Source organism: Roseovarius sp. (assembly GCF_027019125.1).
Lineage (GTDB): Bacteria > Pseudomonadota > Alphaproteobacteria > Rhodobacterales > Rhodobacteraceae > Roseovarius.
In genome coordinates this window covers 88,214-106,692 of record NZ_JALUXE010000027.1, presented here as the reverse complement: position 1 = coordinate 106,692, position 18,479 = coordinate 88,214, and the positions used below count along the sequence as shown (strand labels likewise).

Genomic DNA, 18,479 nt, shown 5'->3' with positions numbered 1-18,479 from the left:
CGGGGTTTGTGCCACCTTTAGGTGCCTCAGGGCCCTGACTGTTCCAGCCGCCCGCCCTGACGCACCATTTCGATCCGCGTGGCGCGACCCGTGGCATCGTCGGTCTCGATATAGACACCCGAAACCGTAACCGCGCCTATGGCAGGGGTAAACCGATCCTTGGTCATGCCGGTGACGAAGCGGCGCATCGGCTCGGCCTTGTCCATGCCGATCACACTGAGGTAATCGCCACACATGCCGGCATCCCCCTGGAACGCCGTGCCACCGGGCAAAATCTGGGCATCCGCCGTGGGTATATGGGTGTGGGTGCCCACCACAAGGCTCGCGCGCCCGTCACAGAAATGCCCCATCGCCATTTTCTCTGACGTCGCCTCGCAATGCACATCGACCACCGTTGCCTGCACCGCGCCACCCAAGGGATGCACACGCAACACCGCATCAATCGCCGAAAACGGATCATCATAGGCGCGACGCATGAACACATTGCCCAACACCTGCGCCACAAGAACCTTGCGCCCGCGCCGGTCGGTAAACACCCGGTTCCCGCGCCCCGGCGCGGCCTTGGCATAGTTGAGCGGGCGGATCAGGCGGCTTTCACGTTCGACCGCCTGCATCATATCCTTCTGGTCAAAGGCATGATCGCCCAAGGTCACGCAATCCGCCCCCGCCTCGAACAGGCCCTTGGCATGCGCCGCCGTAAGACCCATCCCACCCGAGGCATTTTCGCCATTGACCACGACAAAATCGAGCTTCCACGCCTCACGCAGTTTGGGAAGCCGTTCCGCCACCGCCGCACGCCCTGCGCGCCCCATCACATCGCCAAGAAAGAGTATTTTCATGGGTATCGGTGTTAGGCCCCTGTCACGCCAAGGGCAAGGCCCAATGCAGCCCCTCAGCTGCCGCGATAGGTTGTGTAGCCATATGGCGAAAGCAAGAGCGGCACGTGGTAATGCATTCTCTCCGCCAGGGTGAAGCGGATCGGAATGAGGTCGAGAAAGCCGGCCTCTTGTCCCGCCCCGCGCAGGTAATCGCCCGCGTAGAACAACAACTCGTAGTGGCCAGGTGCAAACTCTGCCTCGGGCAGAATTGGGCCATCGGTGCGCCCGTCCGCATTGGTACGCATCTCACGCAACGACAGGGGTCCTGTCTCCGTAATCCGGCTCAGGCGGATCAAAAGCCCCGCCGCCGGACAGCCGCGCGCGGTATCCAGCACATGCGTGGTCAAATAGCCTGACATTTCGGGGCTCCTTGCGTGACATGACGGGTGTTTTCTGTATCTCCTTACGGAACTGCACCAAGATCAACCCCAGAAATGCAACAACCCCATTGACCAAGGAACGGCCCGTGGCCCAAGACCGCCCCTCGCAAATGGATCGTGACCCGTTCGTCGCCCGCTTTGGTGGGGTGTTCGAACATTCACCATGGGTGGCAGAGCGCGCCTTCGATCTCGGCATAGCCCCCGCCCATGACAGCGCCACCGGCCTGCATGATGCCTTCTGCCGTGTCTTTCGCGCTGCGTCAGATGCAGAGCGGTTGACGGTGCTGCGCGCCCATCCCGACCTTGCGGGCAAACTGGCACAGGCGCGGCGGCTGACGCTCGACTCGACCCATGAGCAGGCAAGCGCCGGGCTTGACGCGCTGACCGATGCCGAGCGCGCGGCGTTCGAGCGCCTCAACGCCGCCTATACCGCGCGCCATGGCTTTCCCTTTATCATCGCGGTGCGGGATCACGACAAGGCGGGGATCAAGGCAGCGTTCACCCGCCGCCTGAACAACCACACCTTGACGGAACTGGATGAAGCCTGCCGACAGGTCGAGCGTATCGCGCTGTTGCGCCTGCAAGACATGCTGTCCTGAGCCGGACAGCATTCATTGTGACCTTGTGGATCAGCCGCCGCAAATCTCTTGGAGGCGCAGCCAGTCGGCATCGCTCAGCAAGGGCGGCGGCGGGGCTTTGTCGGCATAGGGATCGGCCTCGATCAATGCCACAGTGGTTTCGCCGGTGATATCGACGGCATAGGCATAGGGCCGCGCGCGCACCTGCCAGTGGGCGAACCCCGCCAACATTGTCTCGGGCGCCACTGCCTCGGGCGGATCGCGCATCAGGCTCTCGGCATGCGCGCGCAACACGTCATCGGGCAAGAGCCCGGTTGCCAATAGTCGCAGCGTCGCCGACAACCCGCCCTCTTCCAGGAGCTTGGACAGAGGGTCATGCGCCTCTGCGCGCAGATAGGCCGCGATGATATGCCCTGCCACGACATCGGGCTCGTCGTGATCCTCGACCAGATCGGTATTGATCAACACGGCCCCACCGGGCAGACGCAAGGCCCCTTCGATACCACCGCGCACCACCAGAAACCTTGGCGTGCCGCCCGAACGCAACGGCAGGCGACGCGCCAATTGCGCGAGAGCCGTGGCACCGCCCGGCCCGTCGCAGACCGGCCCTGTCACCCGTTGCAGATGCCCCAGCAGCGCGCCACCGATCTCGGCGCGCTTGACCATGGGAACCACCTCCAGCGCGTGTTTCCGCGCCGCCCCCGGCAGCCAAAAGAGCACCAGTGCCGCGACCGCCGCCACACTCGCCAGCATGCCAACCAACCTCAGCCGTCCCGGTTTGGGCCGTTGCCGCGCGACAGCGCCGCGCAGCGTCTCGATGGCCGCGATCATCTCGGCCTCGTCCTCTGCCAGTTCCAGCGTCTCGCCGGGATCGCCATCGGGGTGATATATGGCGGGGTACTGCCCCGGATTGGCCCGCGCCACCGCAGCGATCGACCAATGGGCCTGCACCCGCTCGCGCATATCGGTGATGGTCAGCGTAGCCTCGCCAACCGAGACGATTACATCCACCCGCTGCGCGTCCGGATTGGCCCGCCAAAGGCCTGCCGCCTCAAGCCGCTGATATCTGGTCAGTGCCGTCTTTTTCATGTCCCGGGGGCTGCCTGCCTTTATTTCCGGCACGCTAGCACGCCGGGGCCAAGGCGGGCAATCGCAAGAGTGCGATGTCAAGACACCGTATCCTGCGCGCCAGTCGGGTTGATTGCCTACATCAGCGCCAGCAACTGCCGCTGAACCGCTGCAAATCGCGCGACAATCGCCGCACGGTTGACATGCGCCCCCTCCCGGACCACATGCCGCCCCGCTGACCAGACATCGCAGATGGCGCGATGATCTCCGGCGAAGATCAACGTATCCAAGGTCATGTCGCCCATGCGCCCCGCCAGATCTGGCTGCTGGCCATCGAGGGCCACCAGATCGGCCCATAAACCCGGCGCAATCGCCCCGCTCGCACGCCCTGCTGCCTGCGCGCCGCCGATTACGGCCCCGTCCCAGAGAACCCGGCCCGTCGAGCGTGTGGGCGAGGCCAGAACGGCGCGCCCGCGGTCCCGCAAGCGTTGCGAATATTCAAACCCGCGCAATTCCTGGACCAGGGAAATGCGGATGTTTGAATCACTGCCCACGCCGAAACGTCCGCCTTGCGCGAGATACTGCGCCCCGTCAAAAATCCCGTCGCCCAGGCTGGCCTCGGTGATCGGGCAGAGGCCCGCAACAGCCCCGCTCTGCGCCAGTGCCGTCGTTTCCTGCTGGGTCATCTGTGTGCAATGGATCAGGCACCACCGCTCGGACACCGGCGCATTGTCCAAGAGCCATGTCACGGGCCGTGCGCCAAGCGCGGCCTCGACCGCGATCACCTCTTCCTCTTGCTCGGCCAGGTGCATATGGATCACCCGGTTCCCTGCCAAATCCGCGCAAAACGCCAGATCCTCGGGCTGCACCGCGCGCAGGGAGTGGGGCGCGACCCCGATCGCGCTGTCCGCGCGCAGTGCTCCGATCACCTTGGCAGAGGCATCAAAGAGCGCGGCAAAGCGATCCGGGTCATTGCCAAACCGCCGCTGCCCCGGCACCAATGCGCGCCGGTCAAGCCCGCCGTAACGATAGAGCACCGGCAAGAGCGTGAGACCGATGCCGGTTTCGTCCGCCGCCGCGCAATGCCCCTGCGCCATTTCCGCGAGATCGTCATAGGGTGTACCGTCGGGCTGGTGATGCAAATAGTGGAACTCTGCAACCGCGGCATACCCGGCCTCGAGCATTTCCATCTGCACCATGGCGGCGATGGCGCGCGCGTGGTCCGGCGTCAGATAGTCGAGAAACCGGAACATCAGCCGCCGCCATGTCCAGAACGTGTCGCGTGGATCAGGGCCGCGCGCCTCGGTCATCCCGGCCATGGCGCGTTGAAAGGCGTGGGAATGGAGGTTGACCGGCGCAGGCAAGAGCGTGTCGACCTGCTGCCCCTGCGGGGCGGTATCGGGCGTCACCGCGGCGATGCGCCCCGCCGCATCGAGCGTCACGCGCACGTCGTTTGCCCATCCCCCCGGCAAGAGTGCCTGCCGCGCCCAGAGTGTCCCTTGCATCGCTCTCATCGCCTTGACTCGATTATTATGTATAAGCATATTATTGCCACGCCCCGGTTTGAAAGGAAAGACGCAAGTGCAGGATGCCGCCGCCGACAGCGTTGTCTCGGTCCAGTCGGGCGAGAGCCCCCTTGTGCTGGCCATGCCGCACGCAGGCACCGACCTGCCGCCCGAAATTGCCGCACGGCTCAACGACACCGGGCGCGGGCTCAGCGATACCGACTGGCATATCGACCGGCTCTACGATGGTCTTGTGCCGGGGGCGAGCGTGGTTGCGGCCCGGTTTCATCGCTATGTCATCGACGCCAATCGCGATCCCTCGGGGGCTAGCCTCTATCCTGGTCAAAACACCACCACGCTGGTGCCTCTCACGGATTTCGACGGCGTGCCTCTCTGGGCAACACCCCCGACAGAGACCGACACGACAGAACGTCTTGCGCGCTATCACGCCCCCTATCACGCCGCACTCAGCGCCGAACTGGATCGGGTACGCGCCCGCCACGGCTTTGCCATCCTCTATGATTGCCACTCGATCCGCTCGGAAATCCCGTTTCTCTTTGACGGGCGGCTGCCGGATTTCAACATCGGCACAAACGACGGCACTACCTGCGCCCCGGCGCTCGCAGCCCTGACAGAGCGCCATTGCCGCGCGGCAAGCGGCTATAGCACCGTCACCAACGGGCGGTTTCGCGGCGGCTGGACCACCCGGCACTATGGCCGCCCGCAAGAGGGCTTGCACGCCATCCAGATGGAACTGGCACAAGCCACCTACATGCAGGAAACACCCCCTTGGGCCTATATTCCCGACCGCGCCACACGGCTGCGCGCCGTGCTCGGCCCGATGCTGCGCGCCATCGCGGCGCTTGATCTCTGCCGGTAACGGTCTTGCCATGACAGAGCGGTTTGCATAGCCTCTGCGGGGGTATCCCACAGGGATGCCGGACAAAAAACGGGGCATTCGAAAGACTGCACCCTTGCCTAATCAGGGAGAAACAGATGCAACAGCTTGTCAGGGGTGCTCGCGGCCTCATCGTCGGGGCGGCGCTGGTGGTCGGAATGGCCACGGGCGCGCTCGCACAGGACCTCAAGTTCTTTACCATCGGGACCGGTGGCACCGCCTATACCTATTATCCGGTGGGCGGGGTGATCGCCAACGCCATTTCCAACCCGCCCGGCTCGCGTCCGTGCGAAGAGGGCGGAAGCTGTGGCGTCGCAGGCCTCATCGCTTCTGCCGTGTCGTCTCGCGGATCGGTCGACAACGTCAACGCAATTATGTCGGGCCTGCGCAACTCGGGCTTTGCGCAATCTGACGTGGCCTATTGGGCCTATACCGGCACAGGCACGATGGCGGGCCAACCCCCTGCCGAGAAATTGCGCACCATCGCGGCACTCTTTGACGAACACATCCACCTTGTCGCTCTGGCCGACAGCGGCATCGAAAGCGTCAAGGATCTGGCGGGCAGGCGCGTCTCGCTCGATGAGCCGGGCTCGGGCACCTATGTGGATGCAGGCCTCATCCTCGAGGCCAATGGCCTCTCTGTTGAGGACGTGACCGCCGAGGCGCTCAAGGGCGATGCCGCCTCAGAGGCGCTGCGCAATGGCAAGATCGACGCCTTCTTTGTTGTCGCGGGCTATCCGGCAGGCTCCCTCGTGGAACTGGCCTCTGCCGCCGATATCAAGCTTGTGCCCATCTCGGGCGACGGCGCAGCAACGCTGACCGAGAAGTACAACTTTTTCTCGCAAAGCGCGATCCCCGAAGGCGTCTACGAAGGGGTTGGCGCCACAGAAACCGTGTCGGTGGGCGCACAGTGGTTCACCTCAGCCGATGAGGACGCCGAGCTGATCTACGAGATCACCAAAGCGCTCTGGAACGAAAACTCCCGCAAGCTGCTGGATGTCGGCCATGCCAAGGGTGCCACGATCACGCTCGAGACGGCGCTGAGTGGCGTGGGCGTGCCGCTGCACGAGGGGGCCGAACGCTTTTACAAAGAGGCCGGGCTGATCAAGTGACCGGCTCCACCTGACATCTGATCCCGGCCGCCGCACCCCGGTGGCCGGGTTTTGCTTTTATCATTTCCACGCAGGACAACCCCATGGCCGATCCCGAACTGACCGCCGAAGAGCTGCACGAGATCGAGCGGAAATACGATCCCGAACTGGCCTTTCGTCCGACCGGGCGCAGTATTGCCGTGCTGGTCTCGATCTGCCTTGTCGCCATGTCGGCCTATCATTTCTACGCCTCGGGCTTTGGCCTCGTGCGCGAACTGCTGCATCGAGGAATTCACCTCTCCTTTGTTCTGGGCCTCGTCTTCCTGCTCTTTTCATGGCGGCGCAGCACCAGCACCTCCCTGCCCGCGCCGGCTTGGTTTCGGCTCTCCGGTGTGCCTATTCTCGACCTTGTCTTTGCCATCATGGCGGTGGCGGCCGCGATGTATCTACCGCTCCTGCCCCCTGCGGCACTCTCGGTCCGGGTCGGCAACCCTTCGGAACTCGACATCCTCATGGGCACGGCGCTTTTTGTGCTGACACTCGAAGCGACGCGGCGTTCGGTCGGTCCCACGCTGCCGATCATTGCCCTCATTTTTGTGGCTTTTGCCATTTTCGGCCCCTACGCTCCCGGCGCCCTGAAGCACGGCGGGGCCAGTTGGGGCGGGCTGATCAATCATCTCTACATGACCAACCAAGGTATCTACGGCATCGCCATCGGCGTCATGGCGCAATATGTGTTTCTGTTCATCCTCTTTGGCGTATTGGCCACCCGCATCGGTCTTGGCCAGCTTTTCATCGACCTCGCCATGGTCATCGCGGGCCGCTACGCAGGCGGCCCGGCCAAGGTCGCGATCTTTTCCTCAGCCTTCATGGGGACCATCTCGGGCTCGTCCATCGCGAATACCGTGACCACCGGCGCGCTAACCATCCCGGCGATGAAACGGGTCGGTTATCCGCCGCATTTCGCCGGCGCGGTCGAGGCAACGTCCTCGACCGGCGGCCAGATCACACCGCCGATTTTGGGTGCTGCGGCCTTCATCATGGTGGAATATCTGGAAATCCCGCTGCGCGACATTCTGGCGGCGGCGCTTTTCCCGGCCATGCTGCATTATTTCGGCATTTTCATCATGGTGCATCTGGAGGCGCGCAAGCTGGGCCTGCGCGGTCTCCGAGCGGATGAACTGCCACGCGCGGGGCTTGTCTTGCGGCAGCACTGGCTGTCGATCATCCCGCTCGTGATCCTCGTCTACCTCATCCTCAGCGGCAAGACCCCCGATTTCGCCGCCGTCTACGGCATCATCGCTTGTGTCGTCGTCGGTTTTCTCAACCCGGTGAATCGTCTCACTCTGGGCGACCTCTGGCAGGCCTTGGCGGACGGTGCGCGCAACACGCTGGCAGTGGGGGCCGCTGCTGCGACGGTGGGCGTGGTCGTGGGCGTTGTCACCCTGACCGGGGTGGGCTTTCGCCTGGGCTATGTGGTGGTGCAGACCGCGACCGACATGGGTGGCATGCTCAGCGAAATGTGGCTTCTGAGTTATTTCGCCCTGCAACAATGGGCGCTCTTTGTCTCGCTCGGCCTGATTGCGGTATCCTGCATCATCATGGGCGCAGGTATTCCGACGACCGCGACCTATATCATCCTTGTCGCGGTCGCAGCTCCTGCTCTTGCCCAGTTGCAGGTCGAGCCGTTGGTGGCGCATTTCTTCGTCTTTTATTATGGCGTTCTGGCCGACATCACGCCGCCAGTGGCGCTTGCGGCCTATGCGGCAGCCGGCATCGCCGGGGCAAATCCCTTTCGCACCGGGAACACCGCCTTTCGCCTCGGCATCGCCAAGGCGCTGGTGCCCTTCGTCTTTGTCTATTCCCCGTCCCTCCTGCTGGTGACGGACGGGTTCACATGGTCTGCCTTCACCATCACGCTCACAGGCGCGATGCTGGGCATCGGCGGGCTGGGTGCCGCCTTCTCCGGCTATCTTCTGGCCCCGATGCGCAGGTGGGAGCGATGGGCGGTGGGGTTGACCTCGCTTCTCTTCATCGCGCCTGGACTGACCACGATGGCAATCGGCCTTTTGCTCTGGTCGCCGATTCTCTTCTTGCAATGGCGGAAGGCGCGACGCGGTGCGGATTCACGCTGATGAAAACGCCGCAAAACCCCTATGAGGTGGACGGCTTTCACGCCGAGGCGATCGCCGCCGGACGGCATCGTGACGTCGTGGGCGGGCGGTGGGAAGAAACCGGACGGGTTCAGATCGCCCTCCTGCGCGAGGCGGGACTCTTGCCGCATCATCACTTGCTGGACATCGGCGCGGGTTCATTGCGGCTGGGGTGCAAGGCGGTGGCCTATCTGGAGCCGGGGCATTACTGGGCCACCGACGCCTCGCGGGCCCTCATGCTCGCAGGTCATGCCGCTGAGCTGTCAGAGCCTGCGCGCCTAAACCCCGATCACCTGATCGAGGATGCGCGGTTCGACTATACCGGCGTGCCGGACTGCATCACCCATGCGATCGCCTTTGCCGTCTTTCCGCATCTGCCCATGGCGCATCTGCGTCGCGCGCTGACCAACCTGCGCCGCTTCGACCACCTCGAGGCGTTTTTCTTTACCGTCTTTCTCGCTCCAAACGCTACCGAGGCAACCACCGCCTATCGACAGCCCGATGGGGTTGTCACCCACGACATTCGCCCACCTTATCACATTCTTCCCGAGGATGTGGACCACATGGCGCAGATAACCGGCTGGCAGGCGCTGCGCAGCCCCCTGCGCCTACCGCGCGGTCAGGTGCTCTACACCGCGCAGCCGCTTCGCTGAGCGACACGGCTGCATTTTCTTGCGGCATAATATTTTTGCATCTGCTAAGGTGCCGCAAACCCGAAAGAGGTCGGAATGAGCAGCAAGCCTGAAATGAACGATGCGCTGCGCGAACATATCATCGCGCAACCCGATCTGATCCTTGAAGATCAAGACCTGATGCGCGCGCTGATCGCGGCCAACGAGCGCGCCATGGGCGGCAATATCGTGGACCTGCGCGGCATCGCCATGGACCGGCTCGAGGCGCGTCTGGACCGGCTCGAGGACACGCATCGCTCGGTGATCGCGGCGGCCTATGAAAACCTTGCAGGCACCAATCAGGTGCATCGTGCGATTTTGCGCATGCTCGATCCCATCGAGTTCGAGACCTTCCTGCGGGATCTGGGGGGCGAGGTGGCGCATATCCTGCGGGTGGATGCCGTGCGATTGGTGCTTGAATCAGTGCAGAACGATAGTGATCCGGCCGTGCGCCGCCTGGGCGACGTGCTCTCGGTCGCGGAGCCCGGTTTCATCAAATCCTATCTCACCGGCACACGCGATGTGCCCGCCCGCCAAGTTACCCTGCGCCAGATCGACGAAGGCGACATGCGCGTCTATGGCCGCGAAGCGCCCTATCTGCGCTCCGAGGCGTGTCTTTTGCTCGATTTCGGCTCGGATCGACTGCCCGGCATGCTGGCCATGGGGGCCGAAGACCCGCATCAGTTCAGCCCGCAACAGGGGACTGATCTTTTGGCCTTTTTCGCAGGAGTCTTCGAGCGCACCATGCGCCGCTGGCTGTCATGATTTCAGAGGCCGCCCGCGACGCCCTGTCGGCGTGGCTGGCCACGCAGAAGGCCCTCAAGGGGGCCGCCGCAAACACGATCGACGCCTACGCCCGCGATGTCGGTGATTTCCTCCGCTTCATCACGCAGCACTACGGCGAGACCCAGGGCCTGGGCGCGCTGTCACGCATCACCACCGCGGATATGCGTGCCTGGATGGCCCATACCCGAGGCGGCGATGTCGGCCCCCGGTCGCTTGCGCGCAAACTCTCGGCGGTCAAAAGTTTCTACCGCTGGCTGTCCGAGCGCGAAGGCTTCGAGCCGACTGCCGTGCTCTCCACCCGGTCCCCCAAGTTTCAGCGCAAGCTGCCCCGCCCCCTGTCGCCCGAAGCGGCATCGGAGATGATCGAGACGCTCGACGCACAGAGCCTCACGCCCTGGATCGCTGCGCGGGATCAAGCGGTCGTCACCCTGCTCTATGGGTGCGGGCTGCGCATTTCCGAGGCGCTCAGCCTGACTGGCGCCGATCTTCCGCTTGGTCCGGCGTTGCGCATCATCGGCAAGGGTGGCAAGGAACGGCTGGTGCCGGTGATCGAGCCGGCCCGCGCAGCGGTGGCGCACTATGTCCGTCTTTGCCCCTATGACATATCCCGCAACAGTCCGCTTTTCCTGGGGGCACGCGGCGGTGCGCTCAGTCCGCGTCTGATCCAGAAGGTGATGGAAAAGACCCGCGCACAGCTTGGCCTGCCCGCGACGGCAACGCCCCATGCCATGCGCCACAGCTTTGCCACGCATCTCTTGAACGCAGGCGGCGACCTGCGCGCCATTCAGGAGCTTCTGGGTCATGCTTCGCTTTCGACAACGCAGGCCTATACGGGCGTCGATACCGCCCGCTTGATGGAGGTCTATGCCCGCGCCCATCCGCAAGGGGGCGGATGACGCGCGCGTCAGGTGATCCGCGTCAGTATCCGTATTTGGCGATACTCTCGCCCTCGGCCCGGTTCATCACCACACCCAACAGCGGCGTATCCGTGCCGAACCGCGCCTTGACGTCGCGGATATGCTGCGCGGTCGTGCGCCCGCCGCCCACCACGATCAACACCCCGTCGAATTGAGGACGGAACCCAAGGACATCGTCGTAATATAGCGCGGGCGGCATATCGAAAATCACCACATCCGGGGCAAGGCGGCGGTAGAGATCCTGCAACACCTCGCCCGTCTCGGGCGCGTGCAGGATTTCAGCGGCATAGGGTTCTGCCCGGTCGTTGAGGCCCAGGGCCAAGGTCTGACCGATATTGAGCGCATTCTCCTCGGGGCAGGTCAGGAACCGCTGGAGCGGAATGTCACCGCTCAGAAACCCGGCCATGCGACCGGGGTCGGGCTGACCCAGGGTATGCGCCAGTGACGGGCGGCGCAGGTCCATATCCATCAGCACGGAGCGCACGCTCGATTGCCGTGACAGGCTGATCGCGAGATTGGCCGCAACAAAGGATTTACCGCAATCGGGCGTGGGCGACGTGATCGCCACGCGGTGCCATCCATGGGTGCGCAGCGCTGCCAAGAGCTTGGTGCGCAGCACATCGAACGCCACATGCGCGGGGTCCTCGCGCGTAGCGGAAATGAGGCGATGCTTGGCCAGATGTTTGGGGTCAAGCACGACCCGGCGCAGCGCAGGCCAGAGCAGTGGCTCAGGCTCAGGCTCAGGCTCAGGCGCAGGCTCAGGCTCAGGCTCAGGCTCAGGCTCAGGCTCAGGCTCAGGCTCAGGCTCAGGCTCAGGCTCAGGCTCAGGAGGTTCTAACGATTCGGGAGAGGCGGCAAGCGCCGTTTCCTCTTGCGCAATCTCGCCATGCGCAGGCGCTTCAGGCTCGGGCGTATCGACAAACTGCGCCACCTCATCGTCCGCCTCGGCGTCCATTTCGGCCCGGCGGGCAGCGCGGCGGCGCATGTATTCTTCATGGCGTTTTAGGGTCATGACAGCACCCCATGACACAGCCCCGCGCCGGGGCGCGTGCCTGTGGATCTGCCGGGGGTGGCCTGTCCTGCCATTGCAAGGTCTCCTGCCTGTTGGCACAGATATGCCCGGCAATTCCGGCAACAATGCGACCAAAACTTAGGGATTGTATGCCGCCGACCCATATCTCAAAAGCCAAGCAACCCGGCGCGATCCACGGCCTCTTGCAGGAATTCCTCACGGTTCGACACCGGCGTCCAGCCCAACAAGGCCTTGGGTTTGGTATTGTCGAACTGAGCGTAATGCGCCCGCGACTGCCAGTCCCGGAGCGAGGCGCGGATCACGCCGGAGCGGCGCAGGGCATGGGTCTTGAGCACGGATTTGACCGCATCCGCCGCCCACATTGCCGTCAGGTTGCCGGAACTCACGCGGATGCCTGCACCCAACCGCATGTGGATCGCGTTGAAGTAACTGCGCGCCGTCAGGGGCACATCGCCCACAAGGTTAAAGGATTGGCCCGGCGCGGCCCCGCTCTCGCCCATGCGGATAAGCCCGTCGGAGACATCCCCGATCAGCACGAAGGGCAGCGGGTTGTCCCCTGTCCCCCAAAGACGCACCGCCCCCGCCCCGTGCCATCGCCCGATGCCCCAATGCTGCAACGGCCCTCCTTGCCCGACCACAATGCCGGGCCGCGCGATGGTCAGCGGCAGGCCATGGTCACGCGCCATCTGCCAGAGCCGCCGCTCGCATTCCGCCTTGGAGCGGGCGTAGAGATTGCGGTCGGTCATATCCTGCGCGAAGGGCGTCGATTCAGTGATCACCGTTTGCGGGTTGGACATGTCATAAGACGCAATCGTGCCGGTATAGACAAAACGCTTGACCCCGGCCGCCTGTGCTGCCCGCGCGATGCGGTCGGACACGGCCACATCGTTTTCCAGACAATCCTCCCATGTCGTGCCCAAAGCACGGGCAAGGTTGTAGACAACCTCTATGCCCTGCATCGCATGGCGTAGCCCTTCCTCGTCACGCAGGCTGACTGCGCAGGTATCGACGCTCTCGGGCAGGTCGTCAAACGGGCCATGCGCCCCCCGCGAAAGAACGCGCACATCCTGTCCCCGCGCGACGAGCCTGCGCGTGAGGTCACGACCCAGAAACCCGGTGCCTCCGATGACAAGGGCGGTGGGATTGGGCCTGCGCCGGGGCTTGGGCGGGGTCCAGGTCTCGCGGCCCTGATCGGGCATAAGGGCAATCGCCGCGTCAATCGCACGCATCACCCCCTCTGCGGCCGCCCCGTCAAACCGCGTATCCAGCGGCTTGCCGTCGCGAATGGCACCATAAAACGCTTCGAATGTCCCGGCAAAGCCTAGGGCATAGGGCGATTTTCTGTTCAGCGATCCAATTTGCCGCACGGCATTGCCGATGCCATCGCGCAGATGCCCCCATGCCCCGCCCATTTGGCGCAGAAAAGGGTTGAGGACCAGATCAGCGGTGTTCTCATGGCTGACGCTCAGCACATCGGCGGCATAATCCAGCCGTGCCAACCCCGAGGACCCGCGCAGCGTAACAGAGCGGTCATCGATCGTTTCGACCAATTGCATGTTGAATGCGATATCGACGCCGCCCGCCTCTGCGGTGATCCGCCAGCTTTGCGGCCGCGTCCCCGCACCCGGCAGCGCCACCGGCTTGCCCAGATAGAGCCCGGTCACTGTGACAGGACCAAAGAGGTCATGGGCAAAGGCAAAAAGATGCGGTCCAAGCTCCAACAAAAGATTCCGCGACTCACGCAAAAGCCAGAGGCCATAGGGACCGGAACGCAAGGGGGAAAGGGGCAAGGCCCATGTGATCTCGGCACTGGAAATGCGCCCCAAATCACCGCGCGCCATCTGCTGCTTGAGCCGTTGATAGCTGGGCAGCCCGAGGAAATTGTGACCGGCGGCAAAATGGCGATCTGCCGCCCGCGCTGCATTGGCAATTCCGGCGGTTTCGTCCCCCGAGAGAGCCACCGGCTTTTCCACCAATACATGAAGCCCCGCCGCCAGACATTTACGCGCCAAAACCGCGTGGCTATTTGGGGGCGTCAGGATATGCACCGCCTCGATCGTGCCGCTCGCGATCATATCGTCGAGCGCGGAGAACGCCTGTGCTCCATGCGCCACCGCTAACGCTTCGGCGGCAGAGGCCGACAGATCGCAAACCGCCGACAAACGCGCGCCCGGCGTCAGCTTTAACGCCCCCGCGTGCCAGCCCGCGATATAGCCCGCACCGATGAGACCCACGTTGATCCGTTTATCCACCATGAAAATTGCTCACTTGTATTCGATGATCCGCATTGCCGCACCCCGCCGCTTGCGCAAGCGATAGGTCAGCATGCCAATCAGGTTTGGAAATTTGGACAGGCTGAGAAAGACCGCCTGATGCAGCGCCGCCCGCGTGCCCATTCCAGACTTGCGCAATCCCTGCGCCGTCTTGACATAGGACATCGCGTAAGTAGCCACCACGGCCACCAAAAGCGGAAACCAGAAGAACCCCGCGAAAGCCAACAGAGGCAAGACCAGACCATAGAGCCAGGCCCGCGCCCTCTCTCGCGTAAAATAGCCGGGGTGCAAATCCCCAACTTGTGCAAACCCATGCCCCGTCCGCACCGCGCGCCGCCACCATTGCCCAAAAGTCCGCATCGCGGCATCGTGCCGGGTCATCGGATGCGGCAAACGGATCAGGCGCCAGCCTGCCTTGCGCAGCCGTTGACACAACTCGTCATCTTCGGCGGCGATGACCGACGCATCAAAGCCTCCGACCTCTTGATAGGCTGCGACCCGCAGCATCATGTCGCCGCCACAGGCCGTGATCTCGCCCGCTGGCCGGTGCCACTCGTGATCGCAGAGCGCATTGTAGACCGACGCCGCGGGATAGATTTCCGAGCGCCAGCCGGTCACAAGGCCGATCCCATCATCCGCCATCAGCGCCGCCGCCGCCCGGTCGATCCAGTCTGGCACCACGATGCAATCACCGTCGATGAATTGCACCGCATCGGGCCAATCCGGGGCCAGGGCGGCAAAACCCGCGTTGCGCGCGCGCGCGGCGGTGAAGGGCGTGGATGTGTCCAACTCCACCACCTCGGCCCCCGCCGCCTGCGCCGCCGCCACGCTGCCGTCGCTCGATCCGCTATCGACATAGACCACCCGCACGCCCCGCCCGTTGAGCGAGTCCAAGCTTGCGACGAGACGCGCACCCTCATTTCGTCCGATCAGAACAACCGCAATGCGCAGGGTCATGGGCTGTCCTTTGGCCGGAGGGATTCAGGCGGAACACCGGTAGAGTATCCTGAAAAGAGCGCGGCAAGCCATGCCGCCTCGTGATCCGAGGCAAATTCGGCCTCAACCCGCAGCCGCCCCGCCTCGCCCATATCCCGGCACAGATGCCTATCGTAGAGCAAACGCCCAATTGCCACCTGGAGGGCATGGGCATCACCGGGGGGCACCAAGAGACCGCTCACCCCATCTTCGACCAGTTCCGGCACGCCCGCGATACGCGTTGTCACGACCGGCACCCGCGCCGCCATCGCTTCCATCAGCACGACTGGCACGCCTTCGGCAAAGCTTGGCAGGACAAGAGCCGTCGCCGTGCGCAGCAGATCCGCCACCTCGGCCTGAGATTTGTAGCCCGCAAAGGTGATCCGCGACGCGAGGCCCATTTCACCGGCACGCCGCTCCAGCATGGCGCGCTCTGGTCCATCGCCCACCAGTGTCAGGTGCAGCGCAGGATGCTTCGGGCTCAGGTCGCGCAGGGCATCAAAGAGCATCGGCACGCCCTTGACCGCCGCCAGACGGCCCACAAAGAGCAGATGCGCGGGCGCGGGCGTGGCAGGGGGGGCATAGCGTGCAGGATCCACCCCGCAATGCACGATATGCAACTTGTGCCAATGCCGGGGATCGGAAAAGGCCATCGCCTGCGAGCGGGCAAAATGGCTGATACAGGCGACAAAGCGCGCGCGGGCAATCTTTTCATCCAACCGCCAGCGATAGGGTTCGTAGAAGATATCCGGCCCGTGCAGCGTGAAGCTGTAGGGAATACCTGACATTTCGGACATGAGCATCGCCACCGTGCAGCTCGATTTGGCGATGTGATTATGCAAATGGGTCAGGCCCTTCGCGCGCAGGTGTTGCGCCAGAACCGCAGCCTCGGCGAGATAGATGAACTGGTATAGCGTCGCCTTGATACCCCCGGGGCTGGTGCGCCACGCCAGACGCAAGGCGCGCAGCCACGCCCCCGGCCTGCGCCACGCCGCCAGATGCGCCGCGATCAGGTGGCGGGGCGAAAGGGCGGTTTCCAACACGTGAAATGTCCCCGCCGCCTCGGCCCGTTGCTCGGGTCCGGTGTGATGTTCGGCCCCGGTGCGGCGGATCGAACATGTTTCGACCATGAGCCCCCGCGCGCGCAGCGCCGCCACCTCGCGCTGGATGAAGGTATCGGTGGCGCGCGGATACTCGCCGGTCAGATACGCGATGCGCAGGCTCATGCCGCCCCCTCCTGCGCCCGCGCGAGGGCGGTGTCGAAATCATCCTGCGGCACCCAGCCAAGCGCCAACTCCGCCGCCGTGATGTCATAGCGAACCGGTCGCATCCGTGCGCGCAAAACGGCAGGGCGCAAGAGGCCCGGCACACGCGCGCCAAGTGGTGAGAGAAGCCATGCCAAGGGTGCTACCATCCGCCAGTTGAGCGGAAGTACATGGTGGGGCCAGCCTGTGCGCCGCAGCGCCGCGACGTATCGCGCCCGCGAAGGCCGATCCGCCCCGAGAATATTCAACGCCCGCCCCTCGCCCGATGCCTCTGCCCCCAGAACAAAGGCACGCGCGCAATCTCTGAGCGACACCACCGGCACCTCACCCCCCCGCTCCATCAGGATAAGCGTGCGACCCATCCTCGGCCCCAGATGCGCGGTCATCACCCGATCCGGCCTAAGGATCGCGCCGGGACGCAGGATCGTATGGCGAAGGCCGCTGTCACGCATCAAGTCTTCCTGTGCGAGCTTGGCGCGGGCATAGGCATCGCGCCGCTCCGGTCGATCCTCGAGCGGCGTGGCCTCGGTGACAACGCCCGATGCATCGGCGCTGTAGACGGCAATGGAGCTGGCCAGCACCAGACGTGGCGGAAGGGTCTGCGCCTGCATGGCGGCAATGAGGCGCCGCGTGGCACTAAGCGTATCGCGCGTCTGCACGGCCCAATCCCCCGAAAGAGACCCCGCCAAATGGATCACGCACTCTATCCCGTCCAGAAGCCCACTCAGATCCCCTGATGCCAGATCGACTTCGGCGCGCGTCACTGGGCGCACCGTGTGCCCGCGCGCGCGGGCTTCTGCAACCACAGCGCGGCCCAGAAACCCACCGGCCCCGGTGACAAGTAGGTTCAGGCCCATGTTGCCACCTCCATAGGGTCGCAGCGGCTCTCGATCTCGACCACGCCACTTGGGCCCTGAAGGGCCAGCGTCACCTCGGTCAGGTGCAGCGCCATGGCGTTGGTCAGTCGACAGGCGCGCCCTTCGGCCAGTGCCGCCAACATCTCGGCTGGACCAAGCGCGAAATTCATCGACGCCGCACCCCACCTCCCCACCTTGGGATGCGAGGGACCACGCGCGCGGATGCGCCGCCCGAATGGGTGCTCGATCAGCCTGCGCCGCAGCGTGAAACGGCGGTGAAATCGCACCGCGGCTGCATTGTTCCACACCTCGCGCACCTGCAAAACGCCAGAGTCGCCGAACACGCGCAGCCGGTGGTCATGAGAGGCCACGATCGAGCAGGTGAGCCGCGCCATCGGGCCTGCCTCGAAATAGAGCGCGGCCACCGAAACATCGGGCGCGTGCGCGTCACCGGGTTTGTCCGGGATAACCTCGGCAGTGGCCGACACCACCCGCGTCACGCTGCCAAACATGGCAATGAGCCAGCTCAGCACATAGCCCGCATGCTCCAGCGTGCAGCCAACCGCGAATTCGTCGGCATGAGGCCAGGGTGCTCCGCTCTCGCTCTGCCATTTGACGTAGGGGGCTTGGGGGATGAACCCGTCGTCCATCTCGGCATAGATCAGCCGCGGCGTGCCCGCCACCCCGCGCCGCACCGCACCGATCAGCACCTGCGCCGCCTCGCCCAACACAGATGAAGGCGCCGACGCCAGCATCAACCCGCGCACCTCTGCCAGATCATGCAGGGCGCGGGCCTGCGACAGCTCCAGCGTCAGGGGTTTTTCGCACCACACATGATGCCCTGCCTCCAGACAGGCGCGGCTCACGGCATAATGCGCCGAGGGGTTGGTCAGGTTCAGCACGACATCGTCGGGGCCAAGCCGCGCCAAAAGCGCCGCAAGCGTCGGTTCTGCCACAAGACCCCAATGCGCCGCAAAGGCAGCCAGTCGCGCCGGGTCGTGGTCATGGGCGGCGATCACGGTAATCTCGGGATGGGCCGCGAGCGACCGCATGTAGAGATCGGCCACGAATCCGCAGCCTACCAGCGCCACGCGCCCCAGCCTCGCCTCTCGGCTGCTGTTCCCTTTGCCCTCTGCCTGCATCATTGCCCC

General features: G+C 64.4%; 16 protein-coding genes and 1 pseudogene. 7 read left to right on the top strand and 10 right to left on the bottom strand.

Translation table 11 applies throughout. The annotated features are described in order from the left end of the window. Positions 1–26: 26 nt before the first annotated feature. Entirely contained in the window at positions 27–839 is an 813-nt protein-coding gene (locus tag MVC20_RS08745; protein ID WP_297540436.1) for a TIGR00282 family metallophosphoesterase, read from the bottom strand. A gap of 53 nt (positions 840–892) precedes the next feature. After that, positions 893–1,237, bottom strand: coding sequence for a hydroxyisourate hydrolase (gene uraH / locus MVC20_RS08740; protein WP_297540434.1), 345 nt, complete (start codon positions 1,235–1,237; stop codon positions 893–895). A gap of 116 nt (positions 1,238–1,353) precedes the next feature. On the opposite strand from uraH, the pseudogene uraD reads away from it, so the two are divergent. After that, positions 1,354–1,857 (top strand): annotated as a pseudogene (gene uraD / locus MVC20_RS08735) (2-oxo-4-hydroxy-4-carboxy-5-ureidoimidazoline decarboxylase); the annotation flags it as partial. A 30-nt stretch (positions 1,858–1,887) separates the two neighbouring features. On the opposite strand, the gene MVC20_RS08730 reads toward uraD, so the two are convergent. After that, positions 1,888–2,925: a hypothetical protein gene (locus MVC20_RS08730; protein ID WP_297540432.1), complete on the bottom strand. Its 1,038-nt coding sequence runs from the start codon at positions 2,923–2,925 to the stop codon at positions 1,888–1,890. A 116-nt stretch (positions 2,926–3,041) separates the two neighbouring features. After that, a complete protein-coding gene (locus MVC20_RS08725) occupies positions 3,042–4,409 on the bottom strand; it encodes a formimidoylglutamate deiminase (RefSeq protein WP_297540430.1) in 1,368 nt (455 codons plus the stop codon). A 76-nt stretch (positions 4,410–4,485) separates the two neighbouring features. Between MVC20_RS08725 and hutG the strand changes: the two genes are divergently transcribed. The 6 genes from hutG (at position 4,486) to MVC20_RS08695 (ending at position 10,904) form a co-directional block, all read left to right on the top strand. Further along, positions 4,486–5,289, top strand: a complete 804-nt coding sequence (hutG, locus tag MVC20_RS08720; protein ID WP_297540428.1) for an N-formylglutamate deformylase — start codon at positions 4,486–4,488, stop codon at positions 5,287–5,289. 116 nt (positions 5,290–5,405) lie between these two features. Then, positions 5,406–6,419 (top strand): TAXI family TRAP transporter solute-binding subunit, encoded by a 1,014-nt coding sequence (locus tag MVC20_RS08715; RefSeq protein WP_297540426.1) that lies wholly within the window; start codon positions 5,406–5,408, stop codon positions 6,417–6,419. 83 nt (positions 6,420–6,502) lie between these two features. Beyond that, positions 6,503–8,533, top strand: coding sequence for a TRAP transporter permease (locus MVC20_RS08710; RefSeq protein ID WP_297540424.1), 2,031 nt, complete (start codon positions 6,503–6,505; stop codon positions 8,531–8,533). Further along, positions 8,533–9,204: a class I SAM-dependent methyltransferase gene (locus tag MVC20_RS08705; protein ID WP_297540422.1), complete on the top strand. Its 672-nt coding sequence runs from the start codon at positions 8,533–8,535 to the stop codon at positions 9,202–9,204. The genes MVC20_RS08710 and MVC20_RS08705 overlap by 1 nt, the downstream gene beginning before the upstream one ends. Before the next feature lie 75 nt (positions 9,205–9,279). Then, positions 9,280–9,987: a DUF484 family protein gene (locus tag MVC20_RS08700; protein WP_297540420.1), complete on the top strand. Its 708-nt coding sequence runs from the start codon at positions 9,280–9,282 to the stop codon at positions 9,985–9,987. Further along, positions 9,984–10,904 (top strand): tyrosine recombinase XerC, encoded by a 921-nt coding sequence (locus MVC20_RS08695; RefSeq protein WP_297540418.1) that lies wholly within the window; start codon positions 9,984–9,986, stop codon positions 10,902–10,904. The genes MVC20_RS08700 and MVC20_RS08695 overlap by 4 nt, the downstream gene beginning before the upstream one ends. 22 nt (positions 10,905–10,926) lie before the next feature. Here the strand turns inward: MVC20_RS08695 and MVC20_RS08690 are convergent, their stop codons facing one another. From MVC20_RS08690 to MVC20_RS08665, 6 genes are all read right to left on the bottom strand, one after another. Continuing rightward, positions 10,927–11,937: a CpsD/CapB family tyrosine-protein kinase gene (locus tag MVC20_RS08690; protein WP_297540415.1), complete on the bottom strand. Its 1,011-nt coding sequence runs from the start codon at positions 11,935–11,937 to the stop codon at positions 10,927–10,929. Positions 11,938–12,104: 167 nt separating this feature from the next. Next, positions 12,105–14,213 carry an NAD-dependent epimerase/dehydratase family protein gene (locus MVC20_RS08685; RefSeq protein WP_297540413.1) on the bottom strand — a complete coding sequence of 703 codons (2,109 nt, stop codon included), beginning with the start codon at positions 14,211–14,213 and terminating at the stop codon, positions 12,105–12,107. 9 nt (positions 14,214–14,222) lie between these two features. Continuing rightward, complete coding sequence (locus MVC20_RS08680; RefSeq protein WP_297540411.1) at positions 14,223–15,188, bottom strand: glycosyltransferase family 2 protein; 966 nt, start codon at positions 15,186–15,188, stop codon at positions 14,223–14,225. After that, on the bottom strand, positions 15,185–16,432 hold the full coding sequence (locus MVC20_RS08675) for a glycosyltransferase (RefSeq protein ID WP_297540409.1): 1,248 nt from the start codon (positions 16,430–16,432) through the stop codon (positions 15,185–15,187). The genes MVC20_RS08680 and MVC20_RS08675 overlap by 4 nt, the downstream gene beginning before the upstream one ends. Then, positions 16,429–17,328 (bottom strand): NAD-dependent epimerase/dehydratase family protein, encoded by a 900-nt coding sequence (locus tag MVC20_RS08670; protein ID WP_297540407.1) that lies wholly within the window; start codon positions 17,326–17,328, stop codon positions 16,429–16,431. The genes MVC20_RS08675 and MVC20_RS08670 overlap by 4 nt, the downstream gene beginning before the upstream one ends. Continuing rightward, on the bottom strand, positions 17,319–18,473 hold the full coding sequence (locus MVC20_RS08665) for a Gfo/Idh/MocA family oxidoreductase (protein ID WP_297540405.1): 1,155 nt from the start codon (positions 18,471–18,473) through the stop codon (positions 17,319–17,321). Before MVC20_RS08665 ends, MVC20_RS08670 begins: the two co-directional genes overlap by 10 nt. Positions 18,474–18,479 lie beyond the last annotated feature (6 nt).